The sequence below is a fragment of the Psychrobacter sp. H27 genome (assembly GCF_059072655.1).
The window spans coordinates 2421877-2438137 of sequence record NZ_JCACRX010000001.1 but is presented as its reverse complement, the minus strand read 5'-3'; the positions used below and the strand labels follow the sequence as shown (position 1 = coordinate 2438137).

Annotated in this window: 10 protein-coding genes; 6 read left to right on the top strand and 4 right to left on the bottom strand. The window is 43.9% G+C overall.

Translation table 11 applies throughout. From position 1 onward, the window contains the following. Positions 1 to 6: 6 nt before the first annotated feature. The 4 genes from AC5JPY_RS09975 to AC5JPY_RS09960 form a co-directional block, all read right to left on the bottom strand. On the bottom strand, positions 7 to 876 hold the full coding sequence (locus AC5JPY_RS09975; protein WP_443525467.1) for a substrate-binding periplasmic protein: 870 nt from the start codon (positions 874 to 876) through the stop codon (positions 7 to 9). A 364-nt stretch (positions 877 to 1240) separates the two neighbouring features. Next, positions 1241 to 2500 (bottom strand): multidrug effflux MFS transporter, encoded by a 1260-nt coding sequence (locus AC5JPY_RS09970; RefSeq protein WP_443525465.1) that lies wholly within the window; start codon positions 2498 to 2500, stop codon positions 1241 to 1243. A 369-nt stretch (positions 2501 to 2869) separates the two neighbouring features. Beyond that, positions 2870 to 3682, bottom strand: a complete 813-nt coding sequence (locus tag AC5JPY_RS09965) for a crotonase/enoyl-CoA hydratase family protein (RefSeq protein WP_443525463.1) — start codon at positions 3680 to 3682, stop codon at positions 2870 to 2872. 270 nt (positions 3683 to 3952) lie between these two features. Next, the gene (locus tag AC5JPY_RS09960) at positions 3953 to 7543 is read right to left on the bottom strand and encodes an ATP-binding protein (RefSeq protein ID WP_443525462.1); all 3591 of its coding nucleotides are present in this window, start codon (positions 7541 to 7543) and stop codon (positions 3953 to 3955) included. Between the two features lie 607 nt (positions 7544 to 8150). Here AC5JPY_RS09960 and cysM point away from each other — a divergent pair. The 6 genes from cysM (at position 8151) to AC5JPY_RS09930 (ending at position 16257) form a co-directional block, all read left to right on the top strand. Further along, complete coding sequence (cysM, locus tag AC5JPY_RS09955; protein WP_443525460.1) at positions 8151 to 9113, top strand: cysteine synthase CysM; 963 nt, start codon at positions 8151 to 8153, stop codon at positions 9111 to 9113. A 54-nt stretch (positions 9114 to 9167) separates the two neighbouring features. Next, on the top strand, positions 9168 to 9992 hold the full coding sequence (locus AC5JPY_RS09950; RefSeq protein WP_443525459.1) for a 3'-5' exonuclease: 825 nt from the start codon (positions 9168 to 9170) through the stop codon (positions 9990 to 9992). A 61-nt stretch (positions 9993 to 10053) separates the two neighbouring features. Continuing rightward, positions 10054 to 11625 (top strand): 23S rRNA (uracil(1939)-C(5))-methyltransferase RlmD, encoded by a 1572-nt coding sequence (rlmD, locus tag AC5JPY_RS09945; protein WP_443525457.1) that lies wholly within the window; start codon positions 10054 to 10056, stop codon positions 11623 to 11625. 379 nt (positions 11626 to 12004) lie between these two features. Beyond that, complete coding sequence (locus AC5JPY_RS09940; protein WP_443525455.1) at positions 12005 to 14539, top strand: RelA/SpoT family protein; 2535 nt, start codon at positions 12005 to 12007, stop codon at positions 14537 to 14539. 56 nt (positions 14540 to 14595) lie between these two features. Continuing rightward, complete coding sequence (gene mutM / locus AC5JPY_RS09935; protein WP_443525454.1) at positions 14596 to 15534, top strand: bifunctional DNA-formamidopyrimidine glycosylase/DNA-(apurinic or apyrimidinic site) lyase; 939 nt, start codon at positions 14596 to 14598, stop codon at positions 15532 to 15534. A gap of 282 nt (positions 15535 to 15816) precedes the next feature. Beyond that, the gene (locus tag AC5JPY_RS09930) at positions 15817 to 16257 is read left to right on the top strand and encodes a hypothetical protein (protein ID WP_443525452.1); all 441 of its coding nucleotides are present in this window, start codon (positions 15817 to 15819) and stop codon (positions 16255 to 16257) included. Positions 16258 to 16261: the final 4 nt, after the last annotated feature.

Here is a 16261-nt window from a genome sequence, read left to right as displayed (position 1 = left end):
AATTCCTTAGTTCAATTGCGTGGTAGTAGTGTCAGAAGCGCTATTATCTGCAGGTTCAGTACCACCCAACCAGCGCGTCTCAATCTCTTTAAACGTCCCTTTTTGCTTGAGCTTAGCAATACCTTCATTCACATTGTTGATCAGCTCATTGTTGCCTTTGGCCATCAAAATAACCTGCTGTGCTGAAGGATTGTCTTGCCCTTCATAAGGAACGATAGTCACATCGTACTCAGGATGGTTTTTTGCAGTGAACTGTAGAATTGGCAAGTCATGCAAGATGACATCTACTTTGCCTTGCATCAAATCTTCATACAATAAATAAGCGGTAGTTCGTGTGGTCATATCGCTATATTTGCCCATAGCATTCAGCTGATCTTCTTGCTTTGAGCCTTCCATAGCAGCGACGTGCATACCCTGCAAGTCCTGTATGTCATTGATGGTGACATTGCTTTTGGCATACATGATAGAGGATGGGTTAAAGAAGTAAGGGGTAGATAAACCGTACTTTACCGCACGATCGTCTTTGTACGAGATACCTGATATCGCGATATCACGGCCACCTGAGGCCACACTGTCAAACATGTTTTGCCAAGTTTCTTTGTAAAACTCGACCTTAAAGCCCTGCTCTTCTCCAATAGCACGGATTGAATCGATATCAATGCCCTGCATATTGCCGTAATCGTCTTGGAACGAAAATGGAGGCATCGTTCCGGTTGTAGCCACTTTTAAAGTTGGTGCGGTATCAGGCAGCTCACTCACGAAACTGTCCTTGTTCTCTGTTACTGTCGTACTGGTGTTTTCTTGTGTGGAAGACTCACCGCAGCCAAATAGGCCAACACTCAGTATCACTGGTAACACTCGGTATAACTGCATCATAATCTACCCTTAGAGCTTAGCGTTGTTGTGCATTTTATTGAATGACACTTCAGAAAGGTTAGGCAATATCCCTATAATACTTACTTACAGAAAGTTACGTTCAGATAATACTTACCTAAAATTACAATTGCAATAATAATGTTTGGTGATTATGTATAATTAGTTATAGGTTACTGATATATTTGATTTTTTAAAGGTAGGCGTTTTCGAAAATTGTCTATATGAATTGTAAGATGACACTTTTGAAAATAGATTCTCATAGTGAGGCTGTGCATATACAAAACACGAGGCATAAAAGAGCCCTTATACGCTTAACGTATAAGGGCTTTTTGAAATATAGCTGAATTATTTTGTCGGTTTTTATCTATTCTGCATCGTCAAGGTTGAGATTACGGTCTATTTGCCAAATCAAGAACGAGCCAATACTCATAAGAGAAAACATCGCAATACCGATCTTGAGTACAGGATTGACGGGAAATAGATTGAGTAATAGCCCACCAAAAATACCTACTGAAAACATAAGCGAGCCTTGTAACGCACTTGCCATACCAGCACGGCGCTTTTGAAATGCCAATGCAATTGCCGAAGCATTAGGCTGCGTCAAACCCAAACCTGCAATACAAAAGAAAATACATGCTAGCACTAAGGGTAGCCAAGCATCTGTCCCCAAAAACAGACCTATCACAAACAACACGCCTGCAGAGATAACCTGCATCATCGCGCCAAACCGCAAGATACTTAAGATGCGAAATCGGTTGGTGAGCCATTGATTTAGCTGAGTTAATCCCACAAAACCTGCTGCATTCATTCCAAACAACCAGCCAAAATGCGTCGCTGATACGCCATACGTATCCATGATCAACTCAGACGCTGAGCTGATATAAACAAACATCGCACCCATTAATAACCCGCCGCCAATGGCTGGATAGTTAAAGGTTGGGTCTTTTAGTAGATCCCAATACTGACTTAGCACTTCTTTTGCAGGGCGTACATTACGGTTTTCTTCGGTCAAGGTTTCAAAGAAGAAAAACTTGGTAAGCAATAAATTTAGCGCACCAAAAGCAGCTAAGAACCAAAATATAGAATGCCAATCAAAGAACTGTAGGAATAATGCTCCTAGTGATGGCGCCAATATAGGTGCTAAGCCCATGACCAATATCATGATTGAAAAGGCTTTTGCAGTCTGTTTGGCTGTGAGACGATCACGAATAGCAGCACGCGTCACCACTGCCCCTACACAAGCGCCTAAAGCTTGCAAAGTACGACCTGCAAACAGCACGTATTCGTTATTGGTGGTTGCACACAAGATAGAGGCAATCACATACAGCGTCATACCTATATATAATGGTTTGACGCGACCAACACGATCGCTAAAAGGCCCATAGAATAGCTGCCCAAATACCAGACCTAAAAAATACGCTGGCACAGAGTTGGCCATAAATGCCGTAGATACGCCAAAATCATCTGCCATCGAGGGCAATGCAGGTAGGTACATGTCTATAGACAAGGGCCCTACCGCAACCATCAACCCAAGCATCATAATCCAGGCGACAGGCAGATCAGCAGAGCGTACGCGTTCAGAAGCGATAGGCTTATTGGGGAGGGAGGGTTTTGAGACAGACATATTTGGACCGTTTTATATAGTGATGATTGCTTTGGTGTTTAGGTGCTTATTATAGGCGTAGAGTAGAGAGGCACTTTTAACAACAATAGTGCATCTTTACCTGCATCTGTGCAAGCGGACAGTGTTATATCGTGCTATCTGCCTGTATTTCAATAGCTGTGAACTGCTAGTGAAACATCCCTTAACAACTAAAAAACAATCAAATTTTTTGTCAAAATATGTCTGGTATATCTTTTGCCTAAACAGGGCTAAAAATACTGTTTAAAAAGTACGGGTATAAAAATATTGAGATTAGAAATATTTAGGTTAGATAGCTTGGAAGAAACTATTTAACCTATCTCATTTATCTCTCATTAAAGTAAAAGCATATTAGCGGAACTGGCGTTTACCAAATACGGTACTGGCTTGTTTTGCTTTTCTAAGTGCAAGCTTACGATTACGTCCGATCATCATCTTAAACTGCCACACTTTTTCTTTGTATAAGGTTGCCGTAGGTTGCTCGTACATCGCATTGATGACTCGCTTGCTTGCTAACACCGCATCAGGGGAACGTTCAGCAAACTCAGCCGCTAGCTCTTGTGCTTGCTCCAGCGGAGTATCGCTACAATGGCTAATGAGCCCCAAATCTTTACCTTCGTTGGCATTAACGATGCGCGCACTCATAGCCAGCTCTTTTAACACGTCTTCTCGCACCACACCAAACGCCGATTGCGTCAGACCCATATCCGGTACCAAGCCCCATTTGGCTTCCATGATAGATAACTGACAATCAGGATGGCTGATGCGTACGTCACAAGCCAGGGCCAACTGTAGCCCAGCACCAATACAGTAGCCTTCTAATACCGCAATGACAGGTACTGGCAAATCCCGCCATACCAGACAAACTCGTTGGAACGAGCTTTGCCAAGGCTTGATCAACTCCCAAATAGCAAAGGCTTTATTTTTTGGATGATTTAGATCACCCAAATCAATACCTGCACAGAATGTACCTTCTGCACCTTTCAAAATAACGGCGCGTATTGTTTTGTCTTTGCTGATTCGATCTGCCAAAGTAATCAACTCATCAATCACTTGAAAGCTCATGGCATTTTTTTTGTGTGGACGATTCAAGGTGACCGTTAGTATATTGTCTACAATACTCACCTGTAACGTCTCGTATTGGTAACTTGCAATCGCGTTCATAACAGTCCTTATCAATGAAATAATATAAATATAGTAGTGGTTATAATATTAGCAGGCTTACCCCTACTCTACCGTAGCAATAACTGACTGCCACGGTACGATATGAGATGTCTGTTTGAAGAGATGCACCAATTGAAGAGATGCACAAGTCATTTGGCTACTAGCAATAAGTAGCTCTACAAAAGCCAGTGGCTTTAGTGTTAAACCATAAATAGTCAAGCTATAGCTGGTCAAATCGTAAATAGTCAAATAACGGGATGATGGATCGCTTTATATCATTTTCCATGTCATATCGTTTTCGCTCAATCGATGATAGTTGAGCTGCGGATAAGCAGACAAATCAAGACTCTGTAAATTATTCAGCGCTGTAAGTAGTGCCTCGTAATACGGCTCAATCATCGCAAACTGTACTGGCGTTGTATGCTGCACATTTAATAAGCACTTGTCCTCTAGGTCCTGACTGGCCTGACGCAACTGCGGTACACCTGTGTAACGACTACCACCCAGTATACGGTGCGCGATTTGTGCCAATAGGCTACGGTCACGTGCTTCCCATGCTTGAGTCAATGCTTGCTTTTCCTCATTGATCGTATCAATCATCATGATGATGAGCTTCGCTGCTAGATCAGGTTTATTTGCTGATCGCGTCAGTGCGTCTTGCCAGTCTAAAATCTCAGACGTATCTTCGGACGTACTTACGTTGTGTTGATTTAAGTCTTGATTTAGGGTCTGGTGTAAGTTTTGATGCAGATTATGATCTGCTTGCTCATAAACTCTCTCATCTATACTCGCACCCATATTTTCAGAAGCATACGCTACAGGTGCCGCTTGTGAGTCTAATAACGGCGCGCGTCCTTGATTATGTAGGCGTACCCCTCCGTAGCGTGGCTGATTCTCACGCGTCGTCTCTCGTCTATAATCCTCTCGAGGCTGGCTGTCACGTAAGTAATCATCCCGAATTTTTTTCAATGATAATGGCCGAGTAACTTTTGCCTGATCTTTTGCCTGATCTTTTGCCTGATTTATCGTATCAAGCGTACCTCTAACCCTGTCACTGTCTTTGGCTATAGGATAAGGCGCTGTCTTTGAACCTGAAAACTGCGTTGCGTGTTCTTTAAGATCTACATGCGTCAGGTCGGCACTTTGTGGGTCAAAGCTTTGTAGATCGTTATCGTGTGGATCAAAACTTTGTAGATCAGAGCTTGGTAGGTCAGTGAGTGGTAAACCAGATGCTTGTAAGTCTGTATGAGACAATGCGGTGAGTTGTGGCGAATTGCTTGTACGTCCCAGCCATTTTTGTAGCACTTGTAGCAACTGCGGTTGGCTAATGGGCTTACCAACGTAGTCGTTGATACCACTGGCAATCAACTTGTCACGCTCATCAGCTAAGCCGTGCGCTGTTAGCGCGATAATAGGAATACGGCTATCAGCAGTTTCAATATTACGAATTTGCTTGGCCGCTTCGTGACCTGACATACGCGGCATTTGAATATCCATAAATATCAAATCGATATGACTTTTGTCTTGGGCAGCGGCTTTATCTTCAACTCCTGCATCTTCAGTATAAAGCGCAGTGCTTGATTTCTTGTTTACTTCATCACGCGCTTCTGCTTTAGAGAGCTGGGTCTTATTTGATAGACTATGCTTATCATTTTTGGCAGTTTTGACATTTTTGGTTTGTTGCTTACTGATAATCTCTATAGCATCAAACCCACTACTCGCTGTGATGACTTGAATACCAAGCTCACTCAATAGTGCATCTAACACCAATAAGTTTGGCAAATGATCATCAACTGCTAGCACCGTGACCCCTTTCCAGCGCGGCGCTTGCAAGCTACTTGGTACGCTGCGGTTTTGCGTATCAAGCATCGCATAGAGCTGTCTTTTGTCTAACGGCTCATACAAGATATTAGCGTGATAACGGTTCAGCAGCGCTTGGTCAGCAGCGACTTGATAGCCAAATACAGCTAGCTTACCTTGATAGTGCAGACGTATTTGTTTGAGCAGCGCCATCATGTCGTCTTGCGTATCATCATCAACAATGACCCAATCCCAAAAATTCCCATATTCTTTTAGTGACTCAAGTACCCCTGGTAGTGAGTTGGCTTGGGTTAGCTTAATCGGTAAGTATTGCAAGCTTGCTTTGAGCACTTGTATTGAGGCGGTATGATTGATCCAGACCAACACGTTAAACTCATCGGTTTCGCTCGCAAGCGGCGCCAAGACTGGTAGCTCAATGGTCTGACCAGTTGCTGCTTCTAATACATCGACATGAGCTGGCATACGGAACCAGAACGTCGCGCCTTGATTGGCAATATTTTCTTGAGCATTGTCATGAAACCCAATGTCACCGCCCATCAGACGCGTCAGCTGTTTGGAGATGACCAGTCCCAATCCTGTACCGCCATATTGACGCGTGATGGATGGATCGCCTTGGCTGAAGCTTTGAAACAGCATTTTTTGATCAGCAAGAGAGATGCCTTTACCACTGTCCTGCACACTAATCATCAGATAGTTATCGCGATGGTCATCCAAGCTCACTCGCACCACCACATCGCCACTATCCGTGAACTTGATGGCATTACCGACGATATTGGTCAGTACTTGCTTAAGACGTAGTGCATCGCCATTGATACGCATCGGCACATCATTGTAGAACAGTACTGCCATACGCAAACCCTTCTCCGCAGAGACAGGAGAGAGCATATCGACCACATCGTATATCGTGTCATAAAGATCAAATTCATGGCGATCCAGCACTAACTTGCCAGCCTCAATTTTAGAAAAATCTAAAACGTCATTTACTAGAGCGAGCAGGTGCGCCGAAGACTTACGTATGGTCTGTACATACAAATCCTGCTCAGGGTTTAGCTCACCGTGACGCGCCAGCAAGTTGATAAAACCATCAATACTGTTTAGCGGGGTACGCAGTTCATGACTGATATTGGCTAGAAATGCAGACTTGGCTTGGCTGGTTGAGATTGCTGCATCACGCGCGTTTCGGATAGAGATATTCTGCATCTCCATCTCATCAAAAGCCAAACGCAGGTCATCTTCGGTCTGCTCGGCGTGGTCTTTTAGCTCTTGGAAACTCCTATGCAGTCGGCGTAGCGTCCTAACCAAGTCTTGCTGTAATAAATTGAGCTCACCATCTGACTCGACTGGTACAGGCTGGTATAGATTGTCGACATGGGTACGTTGTAACTGCAAGCGCAGCTCGTAGATTGGCGCAATCCAACGTTTTGAGTAGATATTTAAGCTGAGCAATAGAATTAAGATAGTGAATAGACCTGTAATCACCAGTGCCATCGCAATACGATAACGGGCAATATAAAGAGGCTCATTGTCCATATCGACCAGTAGCCACAAGGTCTGCCCTTCAAACTCACCCAAAACACTGCCATATGCTGTTCCTACCGGCGTTGGTTTTTGTGACAAGAAACTTGCCGAATCAGTGATTAAAGGCCACTCTTCATTCAGACCATAGCCAACGGTTGCCAAGACCTGATTGCCTTCATTGATGATAGCGATACGCTGTACATGCTGCTCAGACTGCATACGCCCAAGTTTATCTTGTATGCTTTCAAGCGTGGTCATTGCAGTTTCCGATGCGCCAGCGGTGCCTTTCCATATTTGCTGACGCTCTTGCGCTAACAGATCAGGGATTAGCTCAGCGATAACTGGTGTATAGCGAATAAGTACCGCTTCAGCCAACACTTCTTGCTCTGAGTCACTAGCACGCATGGTTTCGTGAAACACCAAAATACCACCCACCGCTGCCAACACGCAAATGGGCAAAAACACCAGTATGACCAACTGACCATAAGCACTACTGGTATCGAAACGTTTTCTATATGCCATGCTCGCCCTACTCTCTACCGAATTTTTGCAGTGAATTTTGATGCTGCTTCTAACATGCGCTGCACAAGCGATTAACTATGCTAGCCTATTTCTTCACACAATATATTGTTTTACGCTTGAGATTATCTTAACAGGATTCTATAAATGACGGTGAACCATTAATACTAGTTCAGTTAAGTCTCGATCAGACAACCACTCTACCCAATACGGCAGTCAATACGAAAGTGATATGCCCCGCTACATATTTTTCATCCTAGTTACATCTAACCTCGATGATAATCAAGGTTGCTGTACCACAACTGGTATTTAGGCCACCCATCAAGACCCATTCAACTAACAAGCTAGCTCAGTCACTATTATTCCATCATGCGATAAGCGCAGCTGAAAACAAAATGATATAATGACGCAACTTTTTATTTGCCACAATAGATCGCTCATAGTCAACACGTATGGGAGCGTATTCTACTGCCTTCACGTTTTGGTTTGCTTCTCACCATAAACCAATATACAAAGCAGCTGTCTCGAATTATTATCAAACAATAAAAACAGTAACCCTATCCAAAACGGTTACCCAAAAAATATTCTAAAAAATAAATAAGGATCGCTTATGTCCGCTACGGCCATATCAAACACCAACTTTATCACTCAAGTGACCACGCTTGCTGATTGTGTCGGTCAAACGCCACTGGTCAAATTACAGCGACTGCCTGAGCAAGAGCACATCGACAATGGTGCCACGCTATTGGCTAAACTGGAAGGCAACAACCCTGCTGGTTCTGTAAAGGATCGCCCGGCCTTTAATATGATCTATCAAGCCGAACAGCGCGGTGATATCAAGCCTGGTGACATGTTGATTGAAGCAACTAGTGGCAATACTGGTATTGCGCTAGCCATGGTCGCGGCAATGCGCGGCTATCCAATCACCTTGCTAATGCCAACCAACTCAACTCAAGAACGCAAAGACGCTATGATTGCTTATGGCGCGACGTTGATTGAGGTGGATGAAGGTATGGAAGCGGCGCGTGACTTGGCATTACAGATGCAAACCGACGGCAAAGGCATCGTGTTAGATCAGTTTAACAATCCTGATAATAGCCAAGCACATTACCTAACCACAGGGCCCGAACTGTGGGCACAAACCGACGGTAAAATCACTCATTTTATTAGTTCAATGGGTACTACAGGTACCATCACAGGTGTCTCACGGTATCTAAAAGAACAAAATCCAGATATCCAAATCATCGGTTTGCAACCCGATGAAGAAGCTTCTATTGCTGGCATCCGCCGTTGGCCTGCTGCATATATGCCAGGTATTTTTGACGCAGACTTGGTAGATGACATCATGGATGTCGATCAGCATATCGCTGAGATTTATATGCGCAAACTGGCGAAGAACGAAGGGATTTTTGCTGGTGTATCCTCAGGCGCCGCTACCTGGGCAGCAACGCAAGTAGCCAAAAACAATCCTGATGCTGTTATTGCTTTTATTGTCTGCGATCGTGGAGATCGTTATTTATCAACCGGTCTATACAGCGTCGATGATAGCGCTATAGATGACGCCACCAATTAAGCTTATAACCAGCTAGCTTACAAATAGTAAGCTGATAAATAGTTAGGATTATTCATGTCACAATCGCTACCATCTGACCCTATACTCGTCTTTGATATCGAGACGGTTGCCGATATTGATGCTGCGCGTCGTATCTATCCGCAGCTGGCGCAGCTCAACGATGCAGATACGTTGAGCGCACTGACGGCAATCCGGATGCAAGAGGCAGGGCATGACTTTATGCGCTTGCCACTACAGCGCATTGTCTGTATCTCAGCGTTATATATCAAAGACGGCAAGTTATCGTTATTTTCGTTAACTGCAGATAAGTTTAGTGAAAAAGACATACTTGCTAAGTTTTTTCGAGCGTTTAGCGATGTTGAGACATTGCCACAGCTCATCAGCTGGAATGGTTCGGGCTTTGACATGCCTGTACTGATATATCGTGCGATGCAGTACGATTTATCGGCGCCATGGCTGTTTGAAGAAGGCGAACGCATCAAAAACATGCGTTTTGATAACTATGTCAATCGCTTCCACACGCGTCACCTTGATTTGATGGACAGATTTAGTCAATACGGCGCCAGCCGCCGCGAAGCTATGGATATCGTCGCCAGCTTGTATGGCTTGCCAGGCAAGACTGACGTTGATGGTAGCATGGTCGGTGCTCTAGTCGAGAGTGGAGACTGGCAGACCTTATCTATCTATTGTGAGTCTGATGTGATGAACACGTGGCTTATCTATCTACGCTGGTTACGTCTTACGGGGCAGTTATCCTCACCAGGCTTCGATGCCTGGCAACAGCAGAGCTACGACTATCTGGCACAGTATACCCAGGCAAATGGTAGTCTGCGGCACCAAGAATTTATTGCTGACTGGTCATCGGCACCCACATTATAGCCATAATACGATCAGCAGCTCTCACTCCCCTTTTCTAGTTATTTATTATTAAGGCAGGTTTATGCAACCCACCGATTCAAAAACGCCTATAGCATCTGATGCGACATCACAAAACAGTGGTATTCAAACGAATGAAGCTCAAACGAACGATACCCAGAAGATTGCTATTCCGCCTAGTAAGAAAAAGTCTAAACCATCATCAAAAACGCGTCGTCGTCTAAAGGATGCAGAACCGATTCCATTCAATATTGACGGCTTATCACACGATGGTCGAGGCGTTGCTGTCTATGGTAATGGCTTTGGTATTGATGATGGCCATGCTGAAGACAAACACGGCAAAAAAATATTTGTCAGCTTTGCACTACCGGGCGAAAGCGCTTTGGTCAAAATAACCAATAGCCGTGCCAGTTTTGAAGAAGGGGATGCAATTAGTATTACTGCCAATCCAAATCCTGAACGTGCAGTACCGCCTTGCCCGCATTTTGGGGTTTGCGGTGGTTGTAACTTACAACATTGGCAGCCAGACGGTCAGATAAACTTTAAGCAAACTGTACTTGCTGAGATGCTGGTACATCAAGCCAATGCAGTTCCTGATAACTGGCTACCTCCTGTCGTTGGCGACCGACTTGGCTACCGTACCAAAGCACGTCTAGGCGTGCGTTATGTGGTCAAAAAAGAAACAGCGCTGGTCGGCTTCCGTGAGCGCTCGAGCAACTTTTTGGCAGAGTTAAATGAATGTCATATCTTAGACCCACGTATTGGCTTTGAGATTGAAAACCTAAAGACTTTAATCAGCACATTAGAGAGTCGTGACAAGATTGCTCAGCTTGAACTTGCGATGGGTGAGCATTTGCCTGAGCTGCCCGATGGTAATCAGCCAGTTGCCCTTATCGTGCGTAACTTAGAACCATTGTCAGATGCGGATATAGATAAACTAAAAGTATTCTTTGCAGCGCGTAACTGGCAGCTATATCTGCAGTCGAAAGGTGCTGATAGCATTCAACGTATCGCTTTAACCGATGCCGACGACTTAAGCGAGCAGTTTGGTCGCTTGTATTATCAACTGCCAGAATATGACTTAACCTTTGAGTTTATCCCTACTGACTTTACCCAAGTCAACCTATCTGTAAACCGTCAAATGACGAAGCTGGCTTGCGACTTGTTGGATCTAAAAGCAGGCGAACGAGTGCTGGATCTGTTCAGTGGTTTGGGCAACTTTAGTCTACCTTTAGCGCGTCTGGTCGGGGAGACAGGTTCAGTGATTGGGGTCGAAGGTAGCGAAGCTATGACCGAACGCGCGGCTGACAACGCACGCCGCAATGGTATCAATAACACTGAATTTTATAGTCAAGATTTGACGCAAGACTGCACTGACAAGCCTTGGGCCAATCAAGGTTTTGATGCACTGTTGATCGATCCACCACGCTCTGGTGCGTGGGAGATTATGCAGTATTTGCCAAAATTCAATGCGGAGCGTATCGTCTATGTCTCTTGTAATCCAGCAACGCTCGCTCGTGATACAAAGGCATTGCTAGAGCAAGGCTATCGTCTAACACACGCGGGTGTAATGGACATGTTCTGCCATACAGGCCATGTTGAATCTATCGCTCGCTTTGAAAAAGTAGCCGTTTAATTTAGGCCCTATCATATGATGAATAAGCCATATTAAGTAGACGTTTGATGATGACATAATCTGATACAAAATTTGGATAAGTTCTTATCGAGAAATAACGGCTAATCCATAGAATTAGCCACAGTCATTACAGACGCTCGCTTGATTTGTCATTTCAAAGTGAGATAATAGTAAACAATCTTCTTATATTTTAGATCAAAGTATGAGAAGTACCTACGCTCATAGCTTTATATATTTTACGCGCATTTTATAGCTGCTAAAAATAACATTTTTAGCAGTTGTATTGGTTTATAGCTGGCACTTTATGAATCGTCAATTCAGAGTGTGTGCATAGTAGATGAGGTTATAATCAATTCAAAATAGCTAAGAGGAGTCGGCTATGGTAAAGATTCGTGAAGGATTACCACTGGTGGATGGACAGACCACACAGGCCGATAGTGCAACACTGGCGGCGCAACTGGTAGCGAGCCAACGCTCTCATCAGTCGGCCAATAGCTATGCCCAAATTCCCCTCGATATCAAATACCAGCTGGCAACTCATAAGCTACATACGACTTTTGATCGCTCCGCTGCACATACTTATGATGGCCGCGATCCCAAGCTTGATAATGAGCAATTAGACAATACCTACGCGCAGTCAAATGAAGAGCTCGACCCTGTTGATATAGATCAAGCCAATATCGACGTCCCAACATGGCTAGATAATGTTGCCAAACGCATTGGACAAGAGTCAGTGCCTCATCTTAGTGCTGCCTGTGAGTTTATCCGCAATCATATGAACACCAGCCAATCTGAGCGTTCAGGGGCTTATGTGACCGGCATCGGAATGACGGATATATTGACCTATCTCTATCAGGATGAAGATGCACTCGTCGCAGCCATGCTATACCGTAGTGCTCGTAAGTCGATCATTAGTCTTGCTGAAGTAGAGAAAAACTTCGGCTCAGATGTTCATACCCTTGTCAAAGACACCTTGGCCATGGGTAAGCTTTCAGAGATTATCGAGAGTAACAAGCGCTTAGAAGACCACTTCGTAAACAACCAACGTGATCAGCTGTCAAACATCTACAGCATGCTTATCTCTGTCACCAATGACGTGCGCGTGGTCCTTATTAAGCTGGCAGAGCGTACCTTTGCCATGCGTGAGCTGACCTTTTCTAATGAAGAGCGTCAGAGCCGGGTTGCACGCGAAGTCATGACTATTTATGCGCCGCTCGCGCATCGCTTGGGTATTGCACAGCTTAAATGGGAGCTTGAAGACTTGGCTTTTCGTTATCTTGCGCCTGACAGATATAAAGAAATTGCCAAATTACTGTCAGAAAAACGCAGCGAACGCGAATCCTACATCCAACGTGTACAAGACAAGCTCAATGACTCATTAGCACAGGCAAGTATTGAAGGTGAGGTCTCTGGACGTGTCAAACACATCTATTCCATTTATCGCAAAATGAAACTTAAGGGTTTGTCGTTCGATCAGCTTTATGATATTCGTGCACTACGTGTATTGGTAACCAATCCCTCTGACTGCTATCACGTTTTGGGTCTGGTACATGGCTTATGGCGTTATATTCCTGAGCAGTTTGATGACTATATTACTAATCCAAAGTCAAATGGCTATCGCTCTCTACATACTGCCGTCATTGCTGAGAACAAATCACTGGAAGTGCAGATTCGTACGCATGAAATGCATTTTGAGGCTGAGCTTGGCATGTGTGCGCATGTCAACTATAAAGAAGGTCTGAAGAATAAAAAGGACAACTACTTAAACCAAAGAATCAGCTCACTACGTCAGTTATTGTCTATTAATAATGAAACGCGTAGTCAAACGCGCTCATCCACACTGACAAGCGAAGACGATGACACAGAGTTCGATGAAGAAGAACAACTCGTTGATTTCGACGAGCTTGAGCGTATTTATATCTTCAGCCGTGATGGCGACATTACCGAGCTGCCCAAAGGTGCAACTGTTCTTGATTTTGCCTACTACGTGCATACTCAAGTAGGCAACAGTGCACAAGCCGCTCGAGTCAATCAGCGCTATGTGCCACTGACCTATCAACTCAAAACAGGTGAGCAGGTTGAGATTATCACCAAGTCTTCACGTGAGCCAAACCGCGACTGGTTAGTGGCCTCACTAGGTTATATTCATACCAACCGCGCGCGCTCAAAACTGCGCCAGTGGTTCAACAAGCAAGACCGTGATAAAAATATAGAGATAGGTCGCCAGATGCTCAGCAAAGAGCTTGAGCGTCTGTCTGTACATCCTAACAGTATTGATTTAAATGACTATATTCAGCATTTTCACGTTAATACCACCGATGATATTATTGTGGGTCTTGTTACAGGTGATATTGGACTTAATCAGCTTACCAGTCATATTTCGCGTCAGCTGCATCTAGAGCCTGAAATACCGTCAGAGAATTTTACCTCTCATGTGGATAATAGAGACTCAGGTAAGATTGATGCTTACAAAATCCATATCGATGGTCTAGATAATATTGAGGTCAACTTAGCAGGCTGCTGTCATCCTGTGCATGGCGAACCAATCGCTGGATATATTACATTATCACGAGGCGTGAGTGTTCATAACCGCGGTTGTCCTGAATATACACGTCTGGTTGAGCGCGATCCCGAACGCAAAATCGAGGCAGCTTGGGAGGTGCAATCAGGTCGCTATCAACCAGTTGATATTCATGTAGAAGCATACGACAGGCGTGGTCTATTACGTGATCTGACGCAAATTATTGACAAAGAAAATGTCAATATTCGCCAAGTTCAAACCCTTAGTAATGATGACAATATTGCCTTTCTAAAGTTTCATATCGAGGTTTCAGGGTTGGCACATTTGTCTAAGCTACTAGCAAAGCTAGAGCAGCAGCATGGTATTTTGCATGCTCGCCGTGCTGTCGCTTAAGTCATACCGTTATCTATATATCGATTATTCAACAATAGAGTTGTCATAAGAATACTATGCCTGAATTGCCAGAAGTAGAAACGACCAAAACCAGCCTTGCACCGCTATTGGGACAACAGGTAGCTGATATAAAAGTGTTCCAACCCAAGTTACGCTGGGCAATGCCAAATGACTTAGATAGTGTAATGAATCACACGTTAGATAGCGTGGAGCGTCGAGCAAAATATCTCGTTCTCAGTTTTTTACCTGTCATAGTTGATGACAAATCTGACTCCATGAAAATAGCATCACCACTTCAGCTGCTCGTTCATTTAGGAATGTCAGGTAGTTTGCAGCAGCATCCTCATGGTACTGATAAACGCAAACATGATCATTTGATCATTACTTTTAACAATGCTGACAATACAAAGTCTCAACTACATTACTATGATCCTAGACGTTTTGGCTCAGTACTATGGTACAAAGATTACGGTGCTAAATTATTAGATCATTTAGGCCCTGAACCACTCTCAAAAGCGTTTACTGCAGATTATTTGTACGCGTTGATTCAACGTACTGATTCTGGTCGTAAAGATAACCTCAGCACAAAACCGGACAGTTCCTTATCGACCAAGCAGAAAAAATCTATCACTCGAGCCATTAAATCAGTGATCATGGAACAAAAAGTTGTGGTAGGTGTTGGTAATATTTATGCGACCGAAAGCCTTTATCTATCAGGTATTCATCCCGCTACCCCTGCTAACCAAATCTCATACCAACAGCTTAATATTTTGGTTGATCATATTAAAGATATCTTAAAAAAGGCTATTAAGCTTGGGGGCTCGACGCTACGCGATTTTACAGTAGCAAGTGGTCAGACTGGTTACTTTCAGCAAACTTTGAACGTTTATGGTCGCCAAGGAGAGCACTGTCTACATTGCGATACTATATTGGAGAATATAAAACTCAATGGTAGAGCCAGTGTTTACTGTCCAGAGTGTCAACCGCTAGCGTAACCGCTGGCTATACATGGCGCCTTATTTTGCCTTAAGCTCAAGCGAGCACTCTTACCAAGTCGCTCTAACTGAGCAAAGTATGTTTTATTGCAGTAAGAATATCCTGCGCATTCTTGTTGCTTATTGACGTGCATCTTGCTTTAATAGAAGGAGCACTTACATAAACAGTGCAAGCTATTTATTTTTCTGTAATACTACACCCGTATATCGTTGCCGCATTATTCCCATGTGAAGACAGCAGCAGCCATTAATCATACTAATTATGAATCTTAGGATATCGTTATGACTGTTAAAGCTAGAACCCAACGCACAGTTAAGCAAAGTCTTTTTACTGTTGGTGCTACCTTAGGGTTAATGGTTGCTAGTATGCAGCCTACTTTTGCAGCCATAGAAATAGACGAGACTGACTTTGGTCCTTCATACGAGACAATGGTAGTTGATACAGTCGTTGGCAAGCCATTACAACTCGTTAATGCTGTCGCTGGTACCGCAGTGTATCTCGTTAGTCTCCCCTTCTCACTTATTGGGGGTAATGCAGACCAAGCGCAGCAAAAATTGTTTGTTGAGCCTTGGGATGCCATGGGAAGATGTTTAGGCTGTACCGTTGCCGAAGACAACTACTATAAATCGCAGGTTGTTGATAATAATATTGTACGTATCGTCGTTGATCAACCATCAGAGATTTTGATTAATACCAACGATTACGTGGTTGTCACTCCATAGAACT

Bases quoted from the DNA above. Each gene is read 5' to 3' on its own strand.
- AC5JPY_RS09975 (WP_443525467.1), bottom strand. From the start codon at position 876: ATGATGCAGTTATACCGAGTGTTACCAGTGATACTGAGTGTTGGCCTA.
- AC5JPY_RS09970 (WP_443525465.1), bottom strand. From the start codon at position 2,500: ATGTCTGTCTCAAAACCCTCCCTCCCCAATAAGCCTATCGCTTCTGAA.
- AC5JPY_RS09965 (WP_443525463.1), bottom strand. From the start codon at position 3,682: ATGAACGCGATTGCAAGTTACCAATACGAGACGTTACAGGTGAGTATT.
- AC5JPY_RS09960 (WP_443525462.1), bottom strand. From the start codon at position 7,543: ATGGCATATAGAAAACGTTTCGATACCAGTAGTGCTTATGGTCAGTTG.
- cysM (WP_443525460.1), top strand. From the start codon at position 8,151: ATGTCCGCTACGGCCATATCAAACACCAACTTTATCACTCAAGTGACC.
- AC5JPY_RS09950 (WP_443525459.1), top strand. From the start codon at position 9,168: ATGTCACAATCGCTACCATCTGACCCTATACTCGTCTTTGATATCGAG.
- rlmD (WP_443525457.1), top strand. From the start codon at position 10,054: ATGCAACCCACCGATTCAAAAACGCCTATAGCATCTGATGCGACATCA.
- AC5JPY_RS09940 (WP_443525455.1), top strand. From the start codon at position 12,005: ATGGTAAAGATTCGTGAAGGATTACCACTGGTGGATGGACAGACCACA.
- mutM (WP_443525454.1), top strand. From the start codon at position 14,596: ATGCCTGAATTGCCAGAAGTAGAAACGACCAAAACCAGCCTTGCACCG.
- AC5JPY_RS09930 (WP_443525452.1), top strand. From the start codon at position 15,817: ATGACTGTTAAAGCTAGAACCCAACGCACAGTTAAGCAAAGTCTTTTT.